At 28.9% G+C, this 22,421-nt stretch carries 27 protein-coding genes and 1 pseudogene; 11 read left to right on the top strand and 17 right to left on the bottom strand.

Annotated features, from left to right (window positions below):
* Positions 1-29: 29 nt before the first annotated feature.
* Positions 30-299 carry a 30S ribosomal protein S14 gene (gene rpsN / locus ACO6VN_RS02710; RefSeq protein WP_017000733.1) on the bottom strand — a complete coding sequence of 90 codons (270 nt, stop codon included), beginning with the start codon at positions 297-299 and terminating at the stop codon, positions 30-32.
* A 294-nt stretch (positions 300-593) separates the two neighbouring features.
* On the opposite strand from rpsN, the pseudogene ACO6VN_RS02705 reads away from it, so the two are divergent.
* The 4 genes and pseudogenes from ACO6VN_RS02705 to ACO6VN_RS02690 all read left to right on the top strand — a co-directional run bounded on the left by ACO6VN_RS02705 (position 594) and on the right by ACO6VN_RS02690 (position 4,517).
* Positions 594-1,715: pseudogene (locus ACO6VN_RS02705) on the top strand (NAD(P)/FAD-dependent oxidoreductase).
* A complete protein-coding gene (locus ACO6VN_RS02700) occupies positions 1,709-3,040 on the top strand; it encodes a nucleoside recognition domain-containing protein (protein WP_135031268.1) in 1,332 nt (443 codons plus the stop codon). The pseudogene ACO6VN_RS02705 and the gene ACO6VN_RS02700 overlap by 7 nt, the downstream one beginning before the upstream one ends.
* A 12-nt stretch (positions 3,041-3,052) precedes the next feature.
* Positions 3,053-3,589 carry a dCTP deaminase gene (dcd, locus tag ACO6VN_RS02695; RefSeq protein WP_017000739.1) on the top strand — a complete coding sequence of 179 codons (537 nt, stop codon included), beginning with the start codon at positions 3,053-3,055 and terminating at the stop codon, positions 3,587-3,589.
* A 13-nt stretch (positions 3,590-3,602) separates the two neighbouring features.
* On the top strand, positions 3,603-4,517 hold the full coding sequence (locus ACO6VN_RS02690; RefSeq protein WP_194200985.1) for a CobW family GTP-binding protein: 915 nt from the start codon (positions 3,603-3,605) through the stop codon (positions 4,515-4,517).
* Between the two features lie 31 nt (positions 4,518-4,548).
* Here ACO6VN_RS02690 and ACO6VN_RS02685 read toward each other — a convergent pair whose 3' ends face one another.
* Positions 4,549-5,100, bottom strand: coding sequence for an NADH-quinone oxidoreductase subunit J (locus ACO6VN_RS02685; RefSeq protein ID WP_194200986.1), 552 nt, complete (start codon positions 5,098-5,100; stop codon positions 4,549-4,551).
* A gap of 230 nt (positions 5,101-5,330) precedes the next feature.
* Between ACO6VN_RS02685 and ACO6VN_RS02680 the strand changes: the two genes are divergently transcribed.
* Entirely contained in the window at positions 5,331-6,293 is a 963-nt protein-coding gene (locus ACO6VN_RS02680; protein ID WP_194200987.1) for an arsenic resistance protein, read from the top strand.
* A gap of 91 nt (positions 6,294-6,384) precedes the next feature.
* The gene (locus tag ACO6VN_RS02675; protein WP_017000748.1) at positions 6,385-6,882 is read left to right on the top strand and encodes a GNAT family N-acetyltransferase; all 498 of its coding nucleotides are present in this window, start codon (positions 6,385-6,387) and stop codon (positions 6,880-6,882) included.
* A gap of 63 nt (positions 6,883-6,945) precedes the next feature.
* On the opposite strand, the gene ACO6VN_RS02670 is transcribed toward ACO6VN_RS02675, so the two are convergent.
* Positions 6,946-7,950 carry a LysM peptidoglycan-binding domain-containing protein gene (locus ACO6VN_RS02670; protein WP_194200988.1) on the bottom strand — a complete coding sequence of 335 codons (1,005 nt, stop codon included), beginning with the start codon at positions 7,948-7,950 and terminating at the stop codon, positions 6,946-6,948.
* Positions 7,951-8,143: 193 nt separating this feature from the next.
* On the opposite strand from ACO6VN_RS02670, the gene ACO6VN_RS02665 reads away from it, so the two are divergent.
* Positions 8,144-8,680 (top strand): GNAT family N-acetyltransferase, encoded by a 537-nt coding sequence (locus tag ACO6VN_RS02665; RefSeq protein WP_017000750.1) that lies wholly within the window; start codon positions 8,144-8,146, stop codon positions 8,678-8,680.
* A gap of 250 nt (positions 8,681-8,930) precedes the next feature.
* On the opposite strand, the gene ACO6VN_RS02660 is transcribed toward ACO6VN_RS02665, so the two are convergent.
* Together ACO6VN_RS02660 and ACO6VN_RS02655 are read right to left on the bottom strand one after the other, a co-directional pair.
* Positions 8,931-9,062, bottom strand: coding sequence for a hypothetical protein (locus tag ACO6VN_RS02660; protein WP_422404202.1), 132 nt, complete (start codon positions 9,060-9,062; stop codon positions 8,931-8,933).
* Between the two features lie 83 nt (positions 9,063-9,145).
* Positions 9,146-9,619 (bottom strand): GNAT family N-acetyltransferase, encoded by a 474-nt coding sequence (locus ACO6VN_RS02655; RefSeq protein ID WP_422404201.1) that lies wholly within the window; start codon positions 9,617-9,619, stop codon positions 9,146-9,148.
* Between the two features lie 132 nt (positions 9,620-9,751).
* Between ACO6VN_RS02655 and ACO6VN_RS02650 the strand changes: the two genes are divergently transcribed.
* On the top strand, positions 9,752-10,624 hold the full coding sequence (locus ACO6VN_RS02650) for a YitT family protein (RefSeq protein ID WP_422404401.1): 873 nt from the start codon (positions 9,752-9,754) through the stop codon (positions 10,622-10,624).
* Between the two features lie 74 nt (positions 10,625-10,698).
* Here ACO6VN_RS02650 and ACO6VN_RS02645 read toward each other — a convergent pair whose 3' ends face one another.
* The 4 genes from ACO6VN_RS02645 to ACO6VN_RS02630 all read right to left on the bottom strand — a co-directional run bounded on the left by ACO6VN_RS02645 (position 10,699) and on the right by ACO6VN_RS02630 (position 13,487).
* Complete coding sequence (locus tag ACO6VN_RS02645) at positions 10,699-11,655, bottom strand: thermonuclease family protein (protein WP_422404200.1); 957 nt, start codon at positions 11,653-11,655, stop codon at positions 10,699-10,701.
* A gap of 209 nt (positions 11,656-11,864) precedes the next feature.
* Entirely contained in the window at positions 11,865-12,263 is a 399-nt protein-coding gene (locus ACO6VN_RS02640; protein WP_422404199.1) for a VOC family protein, read from the bottom strand.
* Between the two features lie 29 nt (positions 12,264-12,292).
* Positions 12,293-12,787: a MepB family protein gene (locus ACO6VN_RS02635; protein WP_194200993.1), complete on the bottom strand. Its 495-nt coding sequence runs from the start codon at positions 12,785-12,787 to the stop codon at positions 12,293-12,295.
* Positions 12,788-13,334: 547 nt separating this feature from the next.
* Positions 13,335-13,487: a hypothetical protein gene (locus ACO6VN_RS02630; RefSeq protein WP_422404198.1), complete on the bottom strand. Its 153-nt coding sequence runs from the start codon at positions 13,485-13,487 to the stop codon at positions 13,335-13,337.
* 181 nt (positions 13,488-13,668) lie between these two features.
* On the opposite strand from ACO6VN_RS02630, the gene ACO6VN_RS02625 reads away from it, so the two are divergent.
* Together ACO6VN_RS02625 and ACO6VN_RS02620 are read left to right on the top strand one after the other, a co-directional pair.
* The gene (locus tag ACO6VN_RS02625; protein ID WP_135031281.1) at positions 13,669-14,289 is read left to right on the top strand and encodes a LysE family translocator; all 621 of its coding nucleotides are present in this window, start codon (positions 13,669-13,671) and stop codon (positions 14,287-14,289) included.
* Positions 14,290-14,444: 155 nt separating this feature from the next.
* Entirely contained in the window at positions 14,445-15,785 is a 1,341-nt protein-coding gene (locus tag ACO6VN_RS02620) for an APC family permease (protein WP_422404197.1), read from the top strand.
* A 56-nt stretch (positions 15,786-15,841) separates the two neighbouring features.
* Here the strand turns inward: ACO6VN_RS02620 and ACO6VN_RS02615 are convergent, their stop codons facing one another.
* From ACO6VN_RS02615 to ACO6VN_RS02585, 7 genes are all read right to left on the bottom strand, one after another.
* Entirely contained in the window at positions 15,842-16,042 is a 201-nt protein-coding gene (locus tag ACO6VN_RS02615; protein WP_017000761.1) for a hypothetical protein, read from the bottom strand.
* Between the two features lie 222 nt (positions 16,043-16,264).
* Positions 16,265-16,549, bottom strand: a complete 285-nt coding sequence (locus ACO6VN_RS02610) for a GNAT family N-acetyltransferase (protein ID WP_422404400.1) — start codon at positions 16,547-16,549, stop codon at positions 16,265-16,267.
* Positions 16,546-16,683 carry a hypothetical protein gene (locus ACO6VN_RS02605; protein WP_422404196.1) on the bottom strand — a complete coding sequence of 46 codons (138 nt, stop codon included), beginning with the start codon at positions 16,681-16,683 and terminating at the stop codon, positions 16,546-16,548. Before ACO6VN_RS02605 ends, ACO6VN_RS02610 begins: the two co-directional genes overlap by 4 nt.
* 52 nt (positions 16,684-16,735) lie before the next feature.
* On the bottom strand, positions 16,736-17,302 hold the full coding sequence (locus ACO6VN_RS02600) for a histidine phosphatase family protein (RefSeq protein WP_194200996.1): 567 nt from the start codon (positions 17,300-17,302) through the stop codon (positions 16,736-16,738).
* A 91-nt stretch (positions 17,303-17,393) separates the two neighbouring features.
* A complete protein-coding gene (locus ACO6VN_RS02595) occupies positions 17,394-18,386 on the bottom strand; it encodes a DUF2332 domain-containing protein (protein ID WP_194200997.1) in 993 nt (330 codons plus the stop codon).
* Between the two features lie 189 nt (positions 18,387-18,575).
* Positions 18,576-19,130: a hypothetical protein gene (locus tag ACO6VN_RS02590; protein WP_422404195.1), complete on the bottom strand. Its 555-nt coding sequence runs from the start codon at positions 19,128-19,130 to the stop codon at positions 18,576-18,578.
* 78 nt (positions 19,131-19,208) lie between these two features.
* Positions 19,209-20,114, bottom strand: coding sequence for a DUF4352 domain-containing protein (locus ACO6VN_RS02585; RefSeq protein WP_422404194.1), 906 nt, complete (start codon positions 20,112-20,114; stop codon positions 19,209-19,211).
* Positions 20,115-20,334: 220 nt separating this feature from the next.
* Between ACO6VN_RS02585 and ACO6VN_RS02580 the strand changes: the two genes are divergently transcribed.
* Positions 20,335-20,928 carry an NUDIX hydrolase N-terminal domain-containing protein gene (locus ACO6VN_RS02580; RefSeq protein WP_422404193.1) on the top strand — a complete coding sequence of 198 codons (594 nt, stop codon included), beginning with the start codon at positions 20,335-20,337 and terminating at the stop codon, positions 20,926-20,928.
* 969 nt (positions 20,929-21,897) lie between these two features.
* On the opposite strand, the gene fosB is transcribed toward ACO6VN_RS02580, so the two are convergent.
* Positions 21,898-22,317, bottom strand: a complete 420-nt coding sequence (gene fosB, locus ACO6VN_RS02575) for a FosB/FosD family fosfomycin resistance bacillithiol transferase (protein WP_422404399.1) — start codon at positions 22,315-22,317, stop codon at positions 21,898-21,900.
* Positions 22,318-22,421 lie beyond the last annotated feature (104 nt).

The following is a 22,421-nucleotide window of genomic DNA, read 5'->3' as shown; positions in this document are numbered from 1 at the left end:
AATTGCTTATGCCCAAATCACACAGTTGCTTACCAACTTGATTTTTTCACGCCAGGAATTTGACCTTTGTGCGCATATTCTCTTAAAGCAATTCTAGACATACCAAATTTTCTGTATACACCTCTAGGTCTACCAGTAACTTGACATCTACGTGTAATACGCGTAGGTGATGCGTCTCTAGGAAGTTTTTTCAAACCTTCGTAGTCTTTATTTGCTTTTAATTCTTCTCTTTTTTCTCTATATTTCTCTACCATTTGAATACGTTTTTGTTCTTTTGCTATTTTAGATTTTTTTGCCATGTATATAACTCCTTTTAAATTATTATTGAACATAATGTGAATAATGAAATAAATAAGCCAACAAAGAAGTTGGCTTGAAATCGTATATTAAATAAAGTAAATGAAGTAGCCACGTAATCTCTCGGAGGTAAATCGTAATGACTACGCTTTAACTATAAAACATAATTCCAACTTTTGCAAGTAGAAAATTTCAATTCTTTCAATTTCAATAATTTTAAACTTGCTTACCTACTTCAAAGATGATACTTTACTATTATACAAAACGTAATTATTACGATTCAGGAAGTGTATAATATGAAAGATACATTTAAAGCAATAATAATTGGTGCCGGCCCTTCTGGAATCGGTATGGCTATTGCTCTAAAAGAACTTGGTTTGCAAGATGTCATGATTTTAGATAAAGGTAAAGTTGGTGAATCATTCATTAATTGGCCAGATACTACTCGATTTATTACACCATCTTTTACTACAAATGGATTTGGTACACCAGACATCAATGCTATTACACCACATAGCTCTCCAGCATTCACATTTAAAAAGGAACATATTTCAGGATTTGAATACGCTCAATATTTAAATGCACTTACTCAAATATATGAGTTAAATATAAAGGAACATACAGAAGTCATCGATATTTCAACTGATGAACAAAATGATTCATATACTATAAGTACAGAAAAGAAAGATTTTAAAGCAGATTATATTTTTATAGGAACAGGTAATTTCTCATTTCCACATAAACCATTTAAACATGGTGTTCATTACTGTGAGATAAAGAATTTTTCAAATGTTGAAGGAGAAACTGCTACTATAATAGGAGGAAATGAAAGTGGGTTCGATGCTGCGATACACTTAGCCCTTTTAGGTAAGAAAGTCGATATATACACAAATTCTACAAGCTACGACCAACAAGATCCTGACCCAAGCGTTAGACTTTCGCCATATACGCATCAGCGTTATGTTGAGTTAGTAGAACAAGGTTATCCTATTAAACTACACTCAAACTATTCTATAGAGTAAATTGATTGCATAAAAAATCAATATACAATACATTTTGAAAATCAAACACGAAGTATAACTGTTGCCAATGAACCAATTTTAGCTACTGGCTTTAACCCTGTTCAAAATAATCCATTAACAAATATTTTATTTAAAAATAACGGGAATAGTTATGAATTAACTGACGATGATGAATCAACAATTAATCAAAATATATTCCTAATTGGAGATACAGTTAAACATCAAGATGTCATTCTTTGCTACATTTATAAATTTAGAACACGCTTTGCAGTATTAGCTAACCTTGTTTGTGAAAGAGAAGGCATAGAAGCAAATGAAGATGCAATTGAATTTTATAAGAATAATCAAATGTATTTAGATGATTATTCTTGCTGCGAAGTTGATTGTTCATGTTAAGAGTGGAATACAATTTAAAAGATGGGTCATTTTCTAATATACCTAATGAAAAACATTATATTGTTGTAAAGCATTTAAATAAACTGACAACTGAACAAAAAATGTCTTTCAAAAACTTTATTATTAAGAAAAAACTAAATTTAACATTAGATGAATCACATAAAAACATCATAGAAAATCGTTCTGAAACTAAAGATATCATTTCAGAATTAGAATTACTTAGAAAAGAAAAGTTACGTCGAGTTCCTACATTAAAAGATATGACATCATCATTATTACTTATTATTTTAATGTTTATGTTACCTATTTATATATCTTTTTATCTTTCAAGCTTTGTTCAAAACAACTGGATGGAAAGTTTTCTTAGTTTTACATCTAACAGTCTACACTTTCAATCAGATTTTTTAAATGATATATTGTTCGGTGATTATGGGCTACTATCCCTTGGCATTTATTCCGTCGTCTGGGCGTTACCAGTTGTCATATTCATTAGTATTTCTACAAACATTGTGAGTGAAAGTCATTTAAAGTCTTATATCGTATGGTCAATCGATCCAATTATGACTAAAGTTGGTTTAACCGGTTATGATATTGTACCAGTGATTGAAGGGTTCGGTTGTAACTCAGCTGCAGTATTAAGAGCCAACCATGATTGTAGTGCTTGTAGTAAAAGCAATTGCATTAGTTTAATAAGTTTCGGTTCATCATGCAGTTATCAAATTGGTGCAACTTTATCACTTTTTAGTGTAATGAACGCACCTTGGCTCTTTATGCCTTATATTTTAATTGTCTTTATAGGTGGAATCATACATATAAAACTATGGTCTCCAAAGTCTATATTACCTACACATTATTTTGTATTAGATAAAGTAAGAAAGCCTTCTATAAAAGCTATATGGCTTCAATCTATGGATACAATTAAATCTTTTCTCGTTCAAGCTTTACCTATATTCTTTGTAATATGCATCATAGCAAGTTTATTATCTATGACACCTATACTTGTTTATGTCTCAAATATATTCAATGTAATATTACAAGCAATTAACGTACCTAAAGAAATGTCTACAGGCATTCTTTTTTCAATGATCAGAAAAGACGGCATGCTTTTATTTAATATGAATCATGGAGCTATACTACAATCTATTTCGTTAAAAAGTGCTTTCTTACTTATATTATTTAGTTCGACTTTTTCTGCTTGTTCAGTAACAATTACGATGATAATTAAAAGTTTAGGTTGGTTAGAAGGCATTAAAATCGTTGGCAAACAGATGGTAACTGCAACGATTTGTTTCTTCATTACAGTATTAATTTTAAATTTATTATAGGGGGATTAAACCTTGATATTATCGGATCAAGATATAAAGCAATATATCAACGAAGAAAAATTAAAAATTACACCTTTCCATGAAGCGTTTATTGAACCCGCTTCTATCGATTTAACATTAGGCAATCATTTCCTTTTACCTAAAACACCCAAAAGTGGTGTGCAGCCTTTATCAACAGCTATAGAGTACAACGAGATTCACGCAGAGAAATTCACCATACCTGCTAAATCCTTTGTCTTAGCAACTACTGTTGAGTATATTGAGTTACCGAATGATATAACAGGATTTGTAGAAGGAAGAAGTTCTATAGGAAGAGCTGGTTTATTCATACAAAACGCAGGATGGGTTGATCCAGGATTTGCTGGACAAATTACATTAGAGTTATTCAACGCGAACGATTTTGCATTAGAAATAAATGTTAATCAGCGTATATGTCAATTAGTTCTCGCTCAAACACGTTCTCCTGCTAATCATGCTTACAATGGTAAATATCAAGGACAAAAGAATACAACAGGTAGTAAAGTTTATATGGATAAAGACCCAAAATAAAGGTGGCTTTTAAATGGAAATTGTAATTATAACCGGATTTTTAGGAAGCGGCAAAACGACGATGTTGAATAGTTTAATCAATGATGTTCAACAAGAAAATAAAAAATCAGCAGTCATTATGAATGAATTCGGAAAACGTAGCATTGATACTGAACTCATTCAATCTGATGTTCCAATAAGTGAAATGATAAATGGATGCATATGTTGTGTTATGAAAAAAGATGTTGCAACACAATTACACCAAGTTTATTTAGAATACCAACCAGATGTCGTATTTATAGAATGTAGCGGCATCGCCCATCCACTTGAAGTATTAGATGCATGCTTAACACCGGCACTTGCGCCATTTTCAACAATAAGAACAATTATTGGCATTGTCGATTTACCGGCTTATCAACACCTTTCTTCTTATACTGAACAAACACAACAACTGATAGATATACAACTTAAATATTGTCACGATATTGTATTAAACAAAATCGACATGATGGATACAGACGACGCTATAAAAACAATGAAATCTATACAAGAAGACTATACAGAAGCAGATATCTTTTCTACGACATTTGGAAATATCCATTTTAGTCATTTTACAAAATCTAATCGAGATTTAAAGGTTACACAACACGACGCACATCATCATGGTCATGTTTTCCATAAATATTATCCATTAACAGAACCAATTACGATGGAAGGTTTTAAAACATGGTTAAAAGATTTACCTAATAACATCTATAGAATTAAGGGCTTTATTACATTTAAAAACGATCCAAATAAATATTTAATCCAAGTTTCAAATGATAACTTAAGGATAGAACAATATAACATTAATATCGATGATTACTTAATATTGATTGGCGATAATTTGAATAAAGAAGCGGTATCTTCTCCTAGTGAAATAAAAAAAGCATCTCATCAAAGTAAATGATGAGGTGCTTTTTTATAAAATGAATTTTATATTATTCTACTTTCCAAACATTTAGACCATGCACTTGGCTATTCTCGTCAAATTTCAAATCTTCTTTACCATAAAACGTATAAGTTTTACCTTCTTCTAGCAATTTATGGTCGTAATCAATAATAAAATAAGATTCTGTACTATTACCACTGTCTTTAACTACTTCCACAACCTTATTCCCTACTTCGTTCTCGCTAATTTTCTTAACCTTTGCATTCGTTACTTTTAATAATTGATCATGATCATAAGTTTCATTATTGAACTTATCATGATCAATCTCAATAGAATGATTCATTTTCTCTTGATTGAAGTGATCAGCTTGAGCTTGTGCCACATTACCATCGATATTAAAAGTTGAATCATGATCTTGTTTTGGCTCAGTAGATACAACGCCAACAATACAACCTAAAGTTAAAAAGAATAATACAATGGTACTTAGCAACGGAACTCTAAACCTAGTATCTTTAATCGCTTTAACCACAGTTGTACCTAACGCTGCACAAAAAGCTATTAATACTATAATTCCTAAAACGCTAAATATAAAACTTTCCATTTTACATTACTCCCTTGATTTTTTCGTTTTTACATCAGTTTATGTTAGACCTAATGTAAACAAATGTCATTTATTTTGTTTCAAAAACCGAAAGAACACGTTTTCATACTTATCACCGACTTTTTAAAATGATTTAACAAATTCTATTCATTTTTAATATACCATAATACATTCTCATTATTTTTGGTAAACTTATATATAATTGAAATGATATTTTGAAGGAGATTTTTATGCAGCATATTAAATCATTTTTAGAGGTTAAACAGATTTATATTTATATTATTTTCTTGATTTGTGGTTCTGTTTTAGGTTTATCGTTTGGTGATTTAAAAAATCTGTTTGAGCCTTTTATTTCACTTTTTTTAGCTATATTATTATTTAGCATGTTTGCTCAAATACCGTTTTTAAACCTTAAAGATAAACTATTAGATTTTAAATATGTTTTAGCGCTACTTGTTTCGAATTTTATTTTAATACCTATTTTAGTTTCTATACTTGTGTCTCTTTTCAATGTGACATCTATACCCATTTTAATTGGTGTTTATCTTGTTTTACTGACACCATGCATTGATTATGTCATCGTCTTCACTAAACTAGGTAAAGGTAACGCTCAGTACATGCTAATCTCTACTCCAATATTGTTTATTCTACAGTTTGTCTTGTTGCCTGTTTATTTTATATTATTTTTAAGACAAGACTTCTCTCAATATATAAAATTAGGACCATTTATAGAAACGTTTGTTTTATTAATTTTAATTCCCTTTATTTTAGTCCTGATTTTACAATTAGCGAGTCAAAAATCTAGCCAAATGAAAAAGTGTTTGAATTTAACTGAATGGCTCCCTGTTCCTTTTATGGCACTTGTTTTAATGGTGGTTATTGCCTCTCATATTTCTACGTTAACTCATGATTTGGATAATGTTATTACAGTCATTCCTATTTATATTTGTTTTATGGTTATCGCTCCATTCATTGGGTCATTTACAGGAAAACTTTTTGCACTACCTGTTGATTTAAAAAGAACTTTAGCATTCAGTTCTAGTACAAGAAATGCTTTAGTTGTATTACCTTTAGCTCTTTCGTTACCTAAAGAATGGTCTGCTATCGTTACGGTAGTAATTGTGGCACAAACAGTTGTTGAATTAATTGGTGAATTAGTTTATATACACGTCATAAAAAAATTCATCAAATAAATTATTTTTTAATATCTTAATAACTTTATTTTGTTATTTAATGAAGTCGTGTAATAATAGAGTTATATTATGAATAATTAGGAGTGAAATCTTGAGAGTTAGAGCATTAGAATCTAATGACTTACCTTTTGTACACGAATTAAACAATGAATATTCAATCATGTCATATTGGTTTGAAGAACCATATGAATCGTTAACTGAGCTTCAGTATTTGTTTGATAAACATTTACTTGATGAATCTGAAAGAAGATTTATAGTTGAAGATGATAAACAGATTGTAGGAATTGTTGAACTTGTAGAAATTGATTATATTCACCGTAACTGTGAAATTCAAATTATTATTAAACCAGAATTCGGTGGCAAAGGATATGCTAAATTTGCCTTTGATAATGCTACAAGTTACGCGTTTGATATTTTAAATATGCACAAAGTTTATTTATATGTAGACCAAGATAATGAAAAAGCTATACATATATATGAAAGTTACGGATTTAAAAAAGAAGGTCTATTAAGAGAACACTTTTATGCTAAAGGTAAATATAAAGACGCTTTTTTAATGGCTTTATTAAAATGTGAATATATTTCATAAAAACAGCTCTAAACGTAGGGTTTCTTACGTTTAGAGCTGTTTAATCTTATTAGCTTTATTTAATTATTTTAACTTTAATTCTTGTCCTACTGTTAAGTCATTTGAACTTAAATCATTTAATTCTTTAAGTTTATCTACACTTACACCGCTTCGTTTAGAAATATTATATAATGTATCTCCTGAAACTACTTTATGTGTATCACCACTTATAGTCTCTTCATTATCTGTTTCATTCGTTCCGTTATAATGTTTTTCTACAAGTTTATAGAACTGATCCATATCGTATCCCCATTGACTAAAGTAATTGATAGGATCCGTGTGGTCTGTTCCACCCCAATATTCACTGATGGCATTATGACTGATTACAGTACCAGTTCCTTCGTTATTATCTGCTAATGATGGTTTTAAACCATTTTGTTTAAGCATTTCAGCTGTTAAATATGCTTGATTATTTACTGATTTAGCAAATTCATCAAACGTACTTGCTTGCGCTAATTCTATTTGGTAAAAGTAAGGATTCGCTTTAGCACCCGCACCCCACGCTAAATAGTCACTTGATGCTGTTTGTACTATTTTATTACTACCTGCATATGCATGCACAAATGCACTCTCATAATTATTATACATATAATTAATTTCATCATCGATTGTACTGCTAGGATTAGATGTTTCATGAATAACTACACCAATAAATTCATCAGATTTAAAATCATATTTTGGTAAGCTATCCATTCTAGAATCTTGAGTAATATTCGATGGCTTTATGTTATTTTTCTCAATGTAATTATTTACATCTTGATAAGCTTCGTTCGTACTTTTTTTCGATTTCATTTCAGTAGAACCATGCTCAGCAACTTTATTATGTAACTCTAAATCTTCATCCGTTAGTAAATTCGTAAGTTCTTTCGGCTTCATTTTTTGAGCCTCTTCGAAGTTAATTGATTTACTTGTATTTTCAGTTTGACTATTACTCGCCTCATTAGATTCTTCAGCATTCACATGCAAACCAGATTGAGAAAGCAATAAACCAGATGTCAAAATTAATACCGTTCCAAATTTATACTTCATAATAATCCTCCTTCATTAAAGTTCTTTGAACATTGTATGATAAAATAATATTAATTAATACAGGAGATTAATATTTGTAATTATTAATTAACAAGTTTGAAATATTTTGTTTTTTATTTTTATAACTCATATTCAAGAAACAACATTATATTGTATAATTACATTTAATATTGATATAGAAATGAGGTAAGTTATGAATTCAACACAAAAGTTATTTATAAGGCCTATTAAAGAAGATGATTTATATATAATTTGGTCTTTAGCATTTAAAGAAGAAAACCCCGAATGGAAAAAATGGGACGCTCCCTATTTCAAACATGAAACAATGTCATTTGAGGAATTTTTAAAACTGAGAGATACTTGGGTAAATGTGCCTAATAAGAAGGCTGTCATATATGATGATGATGTGATAGGCACAGTTTCATACTACTGGGAACACGAACCTTCTAGATGGCTAGAAATGGGTATTACTCTTCATCAACCACATACATGGGGTAAGGGTATAGGTACAAAAGTTATGAGTATATGGATAGAACATTTATTTAACACTTTAAATATAGTACGTGTAGGCTATACAACATGGTCTGGAAATAAAGGCATGATAAGAATTGGTGAAAAGCTTGGTATGACTATGGAAGCTAAAATAAGAAAAGTGAGATATTATAATGGTTGTTATTATGATTCTATTCGCATGGGATTATTAAGAGAAGAATGGGAAAAGAGTAATTAAGTGTTTTACACCTAATTACCCTTTTTATTAGAACCTTTATTTATTAATTTACGTATTAACCTCATTATGACTGCTACACTAATATATCTAAAAATTCGTTTGATAATACTTTGCATATTGTTTAACTCCTTGTTTTCGGATTATTTTATACCTTTATCAGTACATACCCAACAATTAAGAAGGTTACACATTTATTTATATTAATATCTTATTTATCTCTTCATTTTTTGTATACAAATTAATTATACTACTAGAACATTTTAGAGATAACTCTTCCAACCCAGATAAAAAACCTTGGTATAAGCATTAATATACCCAGTATTTCAAATAAAATATCTGCTACCACTTCCATAAAAATCGTTCGCTTCTTCCTTCTTTGCATTTAACACCTCTCCTAAAAAATAAAATTTCTAATTTTTTACAGTGCTTATGTATATTATATACCCATCTTTTTTAGTCTATATATTAATTGTGTTTAAACTTTTCTAGTCTTAAAAGTCCTTCATCATCTGGTTCTTTAATATCGTCTTTATAATCATATCCATATTTTCTATAAAAGTGTACGGCATTGATAGAAGCGGGTATTTCAACGCGCTCAGCTCGTTTAAAGTAAAAATCACTTTCTAATATTTGAATGATTAACTTTCCAATTCCCTTACCTTGATAATCTGGTGAAACAAATATTGTAAATAAGCTGCTCTCAGTTTCACTATCCCAGTACGGTCCAATAGCGCCTGTTCCAACGATTTTAGATTCTTCTTCAAAGACATAAAAGTTAGTAAAACTTGCTCTTTCTATAATAGCTTCTGGTGTCATTGTACTAACTGCTTTCTCAATTTCTTCAACAGGCTCATCTTTAACATTCGTTGTTCTAAGTGTATGTATAATTAATTCGCTTATTTCTTCAGCATCTTTTATTTCAAACATTCTTATATTCATGTTGTATCACTCCTACTCTTTATAAGTAATATATGATTCTTTTTTATATTAATACTATTTAACCATATATGAGTATTCGGTTGTAAATTTTTATATAATTCCTTTAATTTTCGTGTCATAATAAAACATGGAATTTTTAAAAGGAGGAAATATATGAAAAATAAAATAATGACTATCGGAAGACTTTTCTTCATTATTATTGGGGCTTTTATTACTGCTTATGGTCTTGAATCTATTCTTATCCCTAATAATGTATCAGATGGAGGCGTAACCGGCATTAGTATCGTAGGTTCTACGTTATTAAATTTACCATTAGGTATTTTAATTGGTATCTTAAATTTGCCATTTGTATGGTTAGGTTATAAACAAATTGGTAAAAAGTTTGCTATATTATCGATTGTTGGTATTCTGTCCCTATCTATTTTTACATCAATTATGCACAACATTCCAACGATTATAGAAGGTGACTCTCTTCTAGTTACAGTGGTTGGCGGTGTTATAATTGGCTTCGGAATGGGTCTAGCTCTTAGAAATGGTGGTGCACTTGACGGTATAGATATGCTAGCCGTACTACTTTCTAGAAAACTCCCTTTTGGAACAAGTGATTTAATACTTTTCTTAAACTCATTCGTATTTATTTTAGTTTCAACTGTATTCGGTTTAAAAGGTGCTATTCTATCTTCAATTGCTTATTTCATCGCTTCGAAAGTCATACATATTATAGAAGAAGGTTTCAGTGGTTCTAAAACGTTCAAAATTATTACATCTAATCACGAAGCTTTAATCATTGAAGTACAAACAAAATTAGGACGTTCTTGCACATTTTCAACTATTACTGCAAGTGACATGAAAACAGCATTAACAGAAGTCACTTGTCTTATTAATAGACTAGAAGAACAAAAACTAAAAGAAATTATAAATAGTGTTGATCCGAAAGCTTATATCGCTGTTTATGAAACAGCAGATTATCATGTAGGTAATATTAAAAAAGAAGATGTACATTAAATATTGAATAAAAGAAAACCTATCAAAGTTTAAAATAACTTTGATAGGCTTCTTTTATTTTTTATAGTTTTATTTTAACTTGCTTCACATGCAAAGTTATCTTTATCTCTATCAAGTTTTGGTAAATATGCTGGATGAGTACTTGGTACACCGTTTGGATATACCTTTCTTAATTCAGTACAGTTTTGATAAAATTCTTTACCTTGTGATTGTTGAGTCTCTGGTTGAGAGGCAGGAACATTTGTCGTTGTATTGTTATTTGAAGTGTTTGAATTTGTATTTGCTTCTGTATTATTAGCTTCTTCAAAAGCACTATCTAAACTCCAAATACCTAATTTCTGTTCTTTAGCTACAGCCTGTGCACTTTCCAATCGATCTAGATAACGTGTGTTAGGAGGATAAACATACGCTATTTTCGCCAAACCTTCTTTAACTAATATTTCGTTTACCATTTCACCATCAACATATATATAAGCTAAATATCTTTGATACTTGTCTTGTTTCTCACCTACATCAAACTCAACTTCAATTTTATTAGCATTCATGAGTAAAGATTTCGTTCTATCAGAAGCTTCTTGACCAAACGGCTGTTTACCAATTCTAGGGTGCTTCGTTTCAGGCGTATCTATTAATAAAAATCTAAACGATCCTTCTTTACCATTATATATAAACTTAGCAGTATCCCCGTCTACTGTTGATGAAAGTTCCACAGGTATTTTATCAGTCGTACCAGGTGTGAATGTCTTTTTCTCTTCTTTATTTGAATCTTGGGTAGCATTCTCTACTTCTTTCTTTTCATCCTTTGAATCTTTCCTAGTATAATTAGTTTTCCCTTTTTTATCTGTTTCTTTTTTCTCAGATTTTTCTTTATGAGCTTTTTCATCTTTCTTTTGTTTGTAATCATTTTGCTTTTTATTCTCTTCGCTTACTTGACTCTTATCATCTTTATTCACATCATCATCACTACAAGCCCCTATTAAAATAAAAAGCATGAAGATTACAAAACAAAACCATAAACATCCTTTTTTCATAACTTACTCTCCTAAAATATATTCATTAAAGTAATAATAACAGATTTTACACTAATTAATAACATTTTTTTAAATTCCCTTTAAATTTAATGATTATTTTTATATAAATATATCAAAATCATTATTTGTAGAATATGTATATAAAAAGACAGTGGATTTAACCACTGTCTTTGAAATAATTTATTTACCTTTGTTATAGTTTAGATGTACTAGTTCTCATTACTAATGATTTCGAGTTTAATCCTATCCGGGTCTTCAAAATAAACTGCATAATGATCACTTCCACCTGCGAATGGATGTCTACCCGCATATAAAATTCCAATATCCTGATTAATTAAATCATTAGTGATTTCATCTACCATCGCTTTTGTTTCAACATTAAATGCTAAATGATTCAATCCAATTCTTTTTCGATGATACCCATAATCTTTATATTTCTCTTCTACCTCAACAAATACTATATAAGTTTCACCTAATTTAAAACTAAATCTTAAATCCCATTCTTGGTAGAGTTTATATCCTAATTTATTTAACAACCATTCATAAAACGCTCTAGATTTTTGTATATCTTCTACATATATTTCAATATGATGTAATGAACCATTCATAAGATTATTCACATACTTTCATTGATAGCTTACTTTAAATATAATTCGTAAGCTTCCGTATTATTATACTCCTTTGATAAATCCAAAAAATAAGGTGCTTGCCATTTTTGTGTTTTAATTGCTGCTTTATTTAAATTTGTTTCCCAACTTGGATAAATTCGAAATGCCATTTTGCCTTTCTCTTTACCTATTCTTAAAACTCCTTTATCAGCTAAAAGTTCTTTTGGAAAAATAAATTGACCTTTATTATCTCCATCTAAAATATTAATAATCAACTTGTCTTTCATTTCATCATAATTGTACGGCCTATTTTTTTCTAATTCATTTTTCAGCCATAACGTAACAAAATATCCAGCTTTTTTAGGTGTCTTTTTAGCTAATCTACTTTTAAAACTATTATTATTAATATTGAAATTAAAAGCTTCATATTCATGATTACAAACTTCCAACTCAAATTGGTTTATAGAAAAATTAAATTCAGTACTAACCATATCTAATATATCTTTAGAAACATAAGGTTCCATTTTAAAATACCTCTTTCTTAAAGGGATATAATCTTTACAAACTATTATCTACATTTCTATAATACTTTTATATAACACTATAATCTAGTATTAATGAAACACTATATGAACTTAAAGGATATTTAATGCGTGACCATAACACCATATATGGCATTATCACATATATAGTACATAATAATATTGAAATCATTTCATTAAATAGCTTACAGGAAAAGTCATGGTATAAGTACAAAATTACTAAATAAAGTCGAAGTATTAGCTCAAGAACTACAAATAAAGGATATAAAAATAATCACCACCAATGACAATATAAACGCTTTAACTTTTTATTTAAAAAAGAGGTTATTATATAACAAAGATTATTAAGGATGCGGTTGCCAAAGCTAGAAAAATAAAACCAAGTATACCTTTATTAGGAGTTTATAATATACCTATAAAAGATGAATTAATATTACAACAATCAATAGATTAACGTGGTCTGTTAGTGTTTAATATGTAATTTACCTATTTATTAAAGATAGTCGACAAAATAACCTAAAAACTTACTTCATTCTTCTTCTTTAATTTTATCTTTCTTTATCGCAAAGATTATTAATACTAAAACTGAAACCCACATAAACGGGGACACTAAAGCTACAAATATAAAGCCTAAAATAAGACTTAGCCATACTGAATCAATCGAATATTTACCTATTTTCATATTAATCCTCATTTCTAATTGTATTCATATATAATCTCTTATTCATCTATGATGATTATAACGGCTATACTTACTTAAACCAAATTATAAAATAAATATAATTATTTTATAAATAATATAGTTATTCAAACTAATTTTTGATATATTTGTGAGAAACATTAATCAACAGAGAGGTGTATATATGGATAATTGGTTAAGCTTCATCGTAATATCTTTAATGATCATCATAATCCCAGGGCCTGACTTTTTCATTGTATTGAATAACACATTAAAAGGTAATGCGAAAAACGGTATTATGGCTGGTTTGGGCATCTCAAGTGCACATGTTTTTTATTCAGCACTTGCAGCATTTGGATTAATATTTATTTTAACGACATCTTATTATGTTTTTACAGTTATAAAGATTTTAGGTTCAATATATATTGCATATCTAGGCATTAAAACAATTTTAAATGCGAAAAAAGCCTTTAATATTAGTACTGATAAAGATATAAAAACAGATATGAAACTTAGATTGTCTTATAAACAAGGTTTTATAAGTACGATTTTTAATCCAAAAGCAATTTTATTTTATGTCAGCATTTTACCCCAATTTATAACTAAAGAAGATGGTTCAATGCAGATTCTAGTACTTTCCTCTTTATTCATATTAACTGTTTTTATTTGGTTCTTCTTATGTAGCTTTTTATTTAACTATATTAGACAAATTTTTAATAATGTAAAAATCAAAAGTATGCTAGATTACGCTATTGGTACAGTCTTAATTGGTCTAGCAATAAGTATATTTAGGTTAGAAAAGTAAATAATAAAACCCATGGAATTCAAAAATAACTATACTTATATAAAAGCCAAAGTTCCAATTGATAATTTTTCTCAATTGGACTATAATAACTTGTGGTACTTTTATCTTAGTTTAGAAGTATGAATTATTAATTATACATATACACGGAGGCGCTTATGTCTGAATCAACTCATTTAAAGAAGAATTTAGGCCTAGGTGATGTCATGGGTATCGCACTAGGACAAGTTATCGGTTCAGGGATTATGACCATGACTGGCATAGGTATTCAAATGTCTGGTAGCGGTGTGACTTTAGCTTATATAATTTCTTCATTACTTGGTATTATTGCGATGTCACCAATTGCTATTTTAGGAGGTACGCTCCCTACTACAGGAGGTTTATATAAATATACCAGTCGGTTGTTATCACCAAAAATTGGTGTGTTTTGGCTATGCATGTTTACATTGATGCAAATTACATTAGCAATGTACGCTATTTCCTTTGCACAATATTTACAAGGCGTTTTACCGGACGCACCTATCACACCAATTGCTTTTAGTTTATTAACATTACTATTTATTGTGAATTTAGTTGGTGTAAAAACAGCTTCTATCATTAATAAATGGATGGTTATTATTTTAATCCTTTCATTAAGTTGTTTTGTTATCTTCGGATTACCTAAAGTAGATTATACAGTTTTCCAACCAGAAACAATGTTTCCAGCAGGATTCACAGGCTTCTTTACTGCAATTGGATTGGTAGGTTTTGCAACTGGAGGTGCACAATTCGTTGCGGAATTAGGTGGAGAAATGAAGAATCCTCGACGAGATTTACCTATCGTTATTATAGGATCTACAGTACTAATCGGGTTCTTCTATGCTTTAATTGCTGCAGTTGCAGTAGGTGTCTTACCTATTGAACAAGTTGCAGGTCAGCCTTTAACAGCAGTAGCTAATGAAGTATTACCAAAACCTGTATTTGTTATCTTCATTGTAGGTGGTGCCATGTTTGCTCTAGCAACAACATTAAATGCAACATTCACTTGGGTAACAAAAAGTTTATATGTAGCCACACAAGATGGCGTCTTACCTAAGAAATTAGGAGCAGTAAACGAAAAATTTGGAACACCACATTGGTTACTCACTATTTTCTATATCATTGGAGCAGTGCCAATTTTAACAAACGTATCGCTAAACGTAGTAGCACAACTTGGAACAAGCCTTTCATTAATCGTATTTATGTTCCCAGTAGTTGCAGCAGGACGATTACCTAAGCTATATCCTGAAGCATACACTAATGCACCTATCAAACTACCACCAGCATTACTCAAAACTTTAATCGGTATTTCTGTTGTGTTACTACTTGCAGAAACATACCTATTAATCACTGATTTAGAAACACATTATATAATCGGATCAATCGCCTATGTAATTTTAGCAGCACTATTTGCAGCATTTTCCGATAAAATCACAGGATTCTCTATAAAGAATACGAATATATTAGAGGATGATATATAAAAATAAACACTCCAAAAGTTAAACTTTTGGAGTGTTTTACGTATATTTTAATAAATTCAAAGAACGTTTGCCATAATAATCAAAACTACTCCACAAAATACAGATCCTAATGCAAAGTAAGTAGTTCCCTTGAAACTTACAGTTTTCTCACCTTTTGTAAAAACTTCATACATCTCATAAGACATAAAATACAAAGCACAAATACCAAGTATTAAAAAACCAGAACCCAATAAGTATCCGAACACATCTAGAAACATAATATTCCCTCCTTAAAGGTTTATATTAATGCTACCAAACACCTTGATGTTTTTAAACGAACATTATTGTCACATTAGGTAAGGAGGCTAAAATATGAGTTTTGATTAAACCCCAATACTCATTAAATATTAGTACAAGATAGTAAAACATCAGAGAAATAGTACTAGAAAACAGTTGGATTGAAATATATTTTTTAAAATATAATCCAAACTTACAAATATTTATTCTGTATATTCTTCCTTCAATTTAGAGTTTTGATATATAGCCATACCTGTTTTTAATTTTCTAAAGCCAGCCTTATAATAAAATTCACAATTACCTGTTGTTGAAATCAAATGAATACACGATAAATCTCCAATTTCTAACAGAATATTTTCTAGTATCTTGCGACCTATATTCAATTTTTGATAATTATCTTTAACAACTAAATCGTATATAGCCGCGTTATAAATACCATCTGATAAAGCTCTAGCAAAACCTATAACTTCATTATTATATAAAGCTATTGAAATATGGCTACTTCTAGTAAATATTTCTTTGATTGTTTTTTCATCTTTGTTAAACCAACCAACTGAACAGTACGTACATATATTGAATCTATATAATCATCTTTAAAATTATTTACAATCTTAATTTCCAAACGCATAACCTACCTTTCAATACTATTACATATTTTATGTTCTATTTTGATATTAATAAAATTTAATTCTTTCCACTGATAATAACTTCACGCCATTAAAGTCACATTTATAAATATCTGGTTTTGATGAATTCTTCCAGAAATCAAAACCGAAAGTTTTATCAAAATAATTTAGTATTCCCGTTAGTATATTTCCATGTGTACCAATAGCAACTGTACTTAAACTTGAATCATTCAATATATTTAATATAATAGGTATACTTCTCTTTTGTACTTCATTTGTACTTTCTCCACCGCTAAGTTTATAATCTCTATCTTGAAATGATTTTTTTATCGCTTGTTCTATTTCATCATATTCTATAGCAAATTGACCTTTTAAAGCTTTTTCTCTTAATTCATTAAATAATTTTATATACTTTCCATTAGCTAATGGTTCTATAGTTTCTTTAGCCCTTTGATAAGAACTTGATATAAATTGATCAAAATTAATATCAGACAACTTATTTTTCACTAATAATGCATCACTTTTACCCCTTTTGCTTAATGGACGAGTTAATTCTTCCCCAAATATGAACGGCGATTCTGCATGTCTGATAAAATATATAATAGTTTTTGACAAGTATATACCTCCTTTTTAACTTTTATAAATTAATTCATTCTCTTAAATTATTGAAAGTTAATTCAATGTAATATGAATACTATGTAATTTTTTATAAATTCCACTCAAACCATTTTCCATGACCATCTGTTTGTCCAACAATTTTTGGATGTTTTTCGCCGCTTTTGTAACTATCCAAATGTAATAATTTATCATTAATATTATTATAAAGATGATATAAGTTTCTATTTTTCCCTATGTTTTCAATAGTCTTTACTAGATATTCTTTCTCTTTTATACTCATTTGATTGGCAACGTGTGTATGAAAAATTAATAAATTTTCGTCTGTTGGTATTTTCTTAACTTCTTCAATAAGTATTTCTAAGGCATTTCCTTCTTTTAATTTTAAACTTTCATTAATTACTGTATCTCTTGCTTTTTCAAGTAAAATTCGTCTGTCATTATGTTCAGGCCAAATAAGTGCTTTTAACCATAAAAATTCCTCATCCTTGGTAAAATCAATGGTATTAAGGTCAATTCCAATTCTTTTACCAATATCCATTTGTTCATCTATATACGAGCCAAACTCACCCTTTGTAATTGCTGAACTAATTGTTAAATCAGAAGTTAAATTTCCTTTGTATCCTGGATAAACATCATATTTATACCTGTATTTATCAGCTAATAACTGTAAACCAGCGCTACAACCTATTTCTAATAAATTAATTTTTCTTTTATCATTAATATAACAAAGTATTGGAAATATATAAGAGGATCGTCTAACTTCATTAGTTTGTACTAATTTATTATTCATAATTTTAATTATTTCGATTTTGTTTTTTATACAAAATTCTTTAAATTTTCTTATTAAATCTGAAGTTTCATTCACATAATATTCATCATATAAATTATTATCATATCCTTTTAATAATAAATAATTAACCGATCCCAAAAAAAGATTTGGGATTGGTTGGTTAATAGGAGCATAATTACATATTTCTATCAAATCTTTATCTTGAGCAATATAATAAGATAATTTCCGATATATTTCACTAGAATTCTTACATTCAACATCAGCAAATTGAATAAATTTTTCATTTATCATAAAAGACCCCCTTTTAAGCGATTCCCTCTTTATATAATTATACATTAAATAAGAATTTGTACACTTAATCCGAATGTACGCTGTGAAGCATAAAACACCCTGTTGAAATTATGTAAAGTCACATCATTAAATAACGTTTCATGTTTATCACTACTTATAAAAAAACCTCATATAGTGTGAGGTTTTTTATTATTTCCAAACTTCATCTGACAATCTATCTCTTTCATCATCTGAAATATCATCCCTCATGTTAATCTCATATTGATCCTCCCATCTAGAATCATCTTCACTAATTTTTGATTGAATTTCAATTTGTCTAGCTATTTTATCTTTTTCTTCTTGAGGTAGACTTTCATAGAATTCAGCATCTTTATTGATACTATTGTCTTCAACTATTTCTTCCGTTTGTTGACGTTGTTCTTGTGTTTGAGACTCTTGTTGTGTAGGTTGTTCAAATGTATTTTCTTCTACTGGTTGCTGTTCTTCAGGAATTTGTTCAGCTCTATCCTCTTCTTCTGACTTTGATTGATTAGTTGTTATTTCTTCAGTAGATTGTTCTTCTGATTTATTATCAGTGTCATTCTTTTCATCTTCTTTAGCCTTACCTTTTTTCTCATCTTGCTTTTTATTTTCTTTATCATCTGATTGTTTTGTGGTTTCTGATTTAGATGAGGTTTCTTCTTTTTGTCCACATGCCCCTAATACTAATAAACTTACAAATAATAAAATAAATAACTTTTTCATTACATATTCCCCCTTTAATAATGTTTATTTATCGAACTTATCACTTATAAAAACATTATTGATATGATTTTAAATATATTATTCTTCAATTCCATCTTCATCAAATTTACTAACCACTCCGTCTTCATCTACAATATAAGATCCAGCTAAGTCACCATCTTTAGTATAGAAAGCAAATCCCCAACTTCCATCATTTCTTTTTTCTGGCTCTTTAAATGTATAAGTATCCGTATCTAATGTTTCATCTTCATAATCCTCCACAAAGTCCATGACATCATCACGTGTAACTGCTTCATCGTCTATTTCATCAGATGTTTCATCGGCCGAATTATCATAAGCTGAATCTTCAGTTGATTCATTGGTTGGATCTTCACTAGATTGCTTATAACTGTTATTAACTAATTTTATATCTTTTTTGTCTATTTCCCATTTTGCTTTAACCGTATTGAAATTAGGTGTAAAATCCATTTCTAAAGTGTAATTATCATTTTCAGGAACATCAAATGTTACATAACCAGAACCTGTATTTTCTTTGTTCAATTGATGTGAAAAACCATCGCTAGTATCCCCGTTCCCATACCATAATTCATAGTTTTCACCACCTGCTTTCATACTAAAATCAGCATCTTGAATTAAAATTTGATCTTCATTACTATTCTTAAATTTTAGATAAACTTTTAAAGCTTTTCCGTTATCAGGATTACTTGAATATTCATCTGATGGTGTTACAAATTCAGCTTTCTCTAATGTAATATCTACGCCATCTGCTTTAACTGTATCTCCGATTTTAAATTTCTCATCTGCAATTTTAGTACGTTTGTTTTTTTCTTCTTCTGTTCCATTAATTCCTTCATCTACTCCTTTGATAAATAACATTACTACAACTGCGATAATTAACATTATAATTATTACTCCACCTAAACAGCCTAATAATGCCCAAAGCCATCCTTTACTACTACTCGGTTTTTGATTATTATTTCCCATTCAAACTCACCCCATTACATATATTACCTTCAATAATATATGTTTTATCAGTAAATTAATAGATGTAATTAAATTATCTATTTTTTTATTGTTATTAATTATAAATATTTCAACTATTAATTACACACTAGTTATTTATCAACTTTCTTTTTATAGACTTATGATTAGTCCATAATTTCTATTTAAGATAATATATACTTAAAGGAATTGAGGTGTAATTATGGATAGTAAACAATTTTTCCAAAAGTTATTAGCTATTTCAAACTCTGGTATTAATTATTCCAAGGACCCATATGACGTAGAGAGGTTCAATGAAATTTTTGATATAACTCAAGAATTCATAAATTCTCAGACCAATAACAAGAACTTAACATTAGAAAAGGAAGCTGGTTACCCTACACCTAAAATTGATGTAAGAGCTTTAATTTTAGATAAAGACAATAATGTTTTATTAGTAGAAGATTCTAAAACAAAATCTTGGTCGTTACCTGGAGGTTTTGCTGACGTAGGAACTTCACCAGTAGAAAATGTAGTGAAAGAAGTGATAGAAGAAACTGGTTTATCAGTTTCTGTATCCAATCTTATTGCAGTATATGATACTAATAAGTCTAATCCAGAAAATTCATTAGCACACTATTATAAGTTAGTTTATTATTGTAAAAAATTAAGTGGAAACCTAACAACAAGTATAGAAACAAGTTCGGTACAATATTTTGATATTGATCAATTACCAAAACTATCAACTAAGAGAATTACCGAAAAACAAATAAGAGAATGTTTTAATAATCGTGAGAGTAAGACAATTATTGAATAAGTTGATAGTTTTTGAACAGTTGTATTTTCATCTAATGAAAAATATTGTATTTGTGCTAATATAAACATAATATTTTTAATGAAATAATCAAACAAAATGATAGTTACCACTGAGCTAATAAGTAACAAAATATATAGACAATATATGTAAAATGTGGTAATTTAAATATAAAAAAAGGACGACGCACATACATGCATCGCCCTTATGAGCCCGTTAAAAAGACGGTGGCCTCGTTTTAATAAATTATTGAATAACCATCAAAACCGGCTAAAGTTAGAGATGGTTATTTTTTATGGTCTTTTTTACTAATTAATACTAAACCAATGATTGACATGACAATCATCAGTAATTCATAATCAGTCAATGTTACACCTTTCTTGGAGTCGAACCATATTTCATAGGCATCACCCCTTATTTAAAGAGATTAGCCACCATCTATCCAACTTGCTCACTTTAACATTTTATCTTCATTACCAATTTTTGTCTATTTACAGAAAGCGCATATATTAGTTTGAATCTATATAAATTTTAATTTTTTAATTCAATAGAGTTATTAATCATCAGATTTAATATAGTTACATTATGAAACACATTTATTATTTCAAATAGACAATATATGTAAATTATGATATTTTATATATAAAGGACGATGCACGTACATGCATCGCCCCTTATGAGCCCGTTAAAAAGACGGTGACTTAGTTTACAAATTTATTTAAAAATAACCATCAAAACCGGTCAAAGTTAGAGATGGTTATTTTTTATGGTCTTTCTTACCAATTAATACTAAACCAATTTTTAATTCAATTAATCAACTATCTGTTATTCCTTATTATAAATTGTTTAACCATATTTTGATTTCTAACTTAGAAACATGTTTATTAGTTGTGGTGTAACTTAAAAATTTATAAATTAAGTAACTCATTTATTCTATTGAAGGTTTGTCACTGTTGTTATAATTTAACCTACTTAAATATAGAACTTCATATGTTGCTTTTCTTCTTTATAAAAATCTAATCTATCTTGTAACGTACCTGTATGTAACTCTAACTTATGACCATCTGGATCAGTAAAATAAATTGATTTTTTATCTCTTAAATCTCTATTGCGTCCTTTTAATATACTCACATTATTATCTTTTAACCATTGATACCATATATCAAATTCACTTTCATTAATTGTAAATGCCATATGTGTATATGAATAATGAATTTCATTTCTTGGTATATCTTTTTCTTCGTTTAACGCTAACCACAAATCGCCTATAGTAAAATACGCTGTATTGTCGCTTTCTACGAGAATCCTAGCTTTTAAAATATCTTTATAAAAAACAATAGATTTTTTTAGATCTGATACCGAATAAGTTACATGATTTATTGATTGGATAATATGTAATCACCTCTTAAATTTAATTTATAGATTATTCTAACACAACTTATACAAAATTCATTTAACAGCTCATTTTTTGTTCTTTATAGACAATATATGTAAAA

The sequence above is a fragment of the Mammaliicoccus sp. JADD-157 genome (assembly GCF_049310805.1).
Lineage (GTDB): Bacteria > Bacillota > Bacilli > Staphylococcales > Staphylococcaceae > Mammaliicoccus > Mammaliicoccus lentus.
This window is presented reverse-complemented; position numbering and strand designations above follow the sequence as displayed.

Coding starts and splice junctions, on each gene's coding strand:
- ACO6VN_RS02630 (WP_422404198.1), bottom strand. CDS start 13,487: ATGAAAATAGGTAAATATTCGATTGATTCAGTATGGCTAAGTCTTATT.
- ACO6VN_RS02620 (WP_422404197.1), top strand. CDS start 14,445: ATGTCTGAATCAACTCATTTAAAGAAGAATTTAGGCCTAGGTGATGTC.
- ACO6VN_RS02685 (WP_194200986.1), bottom strand. CDS start 5,100: ATGGAAAGTTTTATATTTAGCGTTTTAGGAATTATAGTATTAATAGCT.
- ACO6VN_RS02700 (WP_135031268.1), top strand. CDS start 1,709: ATGTTAAGAGTGGAATACAATTTAAAAGATGGGTCATTTTCTAATATA.
- ACO6VN_RS02635 (WP_194200993.1), bottom strand. CDS start 12,787: ATGGAACCTTATGTTTCTAAAGATATATTAGATATGGTTAGTACTGAA.
- ACO6VN_RS02655 (WP_422404201.1), bottom strand. CDS start 9,619: ATGAATATAAGAATGTTTGAAATAAAAGATGCTGAAGAAATAAGCGAA.
- ACO6VN_RS02645 (WP_422404200.1), bottom strand. CDS start 11,655: ATGAAAAAAGGATGTTTATGGTTTTGTTTTGTAATCTTCATGCTTTTT.
- ACO6VN_RS02640 (WP_422404199.1), bottom strand. CDS start 12,263: ATGAATGGTTCATTACATCATATTGAAATATATGTAGAAGATATACAA.
- ACO6VN_RS02665 (WP_017000750.1), top strand. CDS start 8,144: ATGAATTCAACACAAAAGTTATTTATAAGGCCTATTAAAGAAGATGAT.
- ACO6VN_RS02680 (WP_194200987.1), top strand. CDS start 5,331: ATGCAGCATATTAAATCATTTTTAGAGGTTAAACAGATTTATATTTAT.
- ACO6VN_RS02660 (WP_422404202.1), bottom strand. CDS start 9,062: ATGCAAAGAAGGAAGAAGCGAACGATTTTTATGGAAGTGGTAGCAGAT.
- ACO6VN_RS02585 (WP_422404194.1), bottom strand. CDS start 20,114: ATGGGAAATAATAATCAAAAACCGAGTAGTAGTAAAGGATGGCTTTGG.
- ACO6VN_RS02595 (WP_194200997.1), bottom strand. CDS start 18,386: ATGATAAATGAAAAATTTATTCAATTTGCTGATGTTGAATGTAAGAAT.
- ACO6VN_RS02625 (WP_135031281.1), top strand. CDS start 13,669: ATGGATAATTGGTTAAGCTTCATCGTAATATCTTTAATGATCATCATA.
- rpsN (WP_017000733.1), bottom strand. CDS start 299: ATGGCAAAAAAATCTAAAATAGCAAAAGAACAAAAACGTATTCAAATG.
- ACO6VN_RS02615 (WP_017000761.1), bottom strand. CDS start 16,042: ATGTTTCTAGATGTGTTCGGATACTTATTGGGTTCTGGTTTTTTAATA.
- ACO6VN_RS02670 (WP_194200988.1), bottom strand. CDS start 7,950: ATGAAGTATAAATTTGGAACGGTATTAATTTTGACATCTGGTTTATTG.
- ACO6VN_RS02580 (WP_422404193.1), top strand. CDS start 20,335: ATGGATAGTAAACAATTTTTCCAAAAGTTATTAGCTATTTCAAACTCT.
- ACO6VN_RS02690 (WP_194200985.1), top strand. CDS start 3,603: ATGGAAATTGTAATTATAACCGGATTTTTAGGAAGCGGCAAAACGACG.
- ACO6VN_RS02590 (WP_422404195.1), bottom strand. CDS start 19,130: ATGAAAAAGTTATTTATTTTATTATTTGTAAGTTTATTAGTATTAGGG.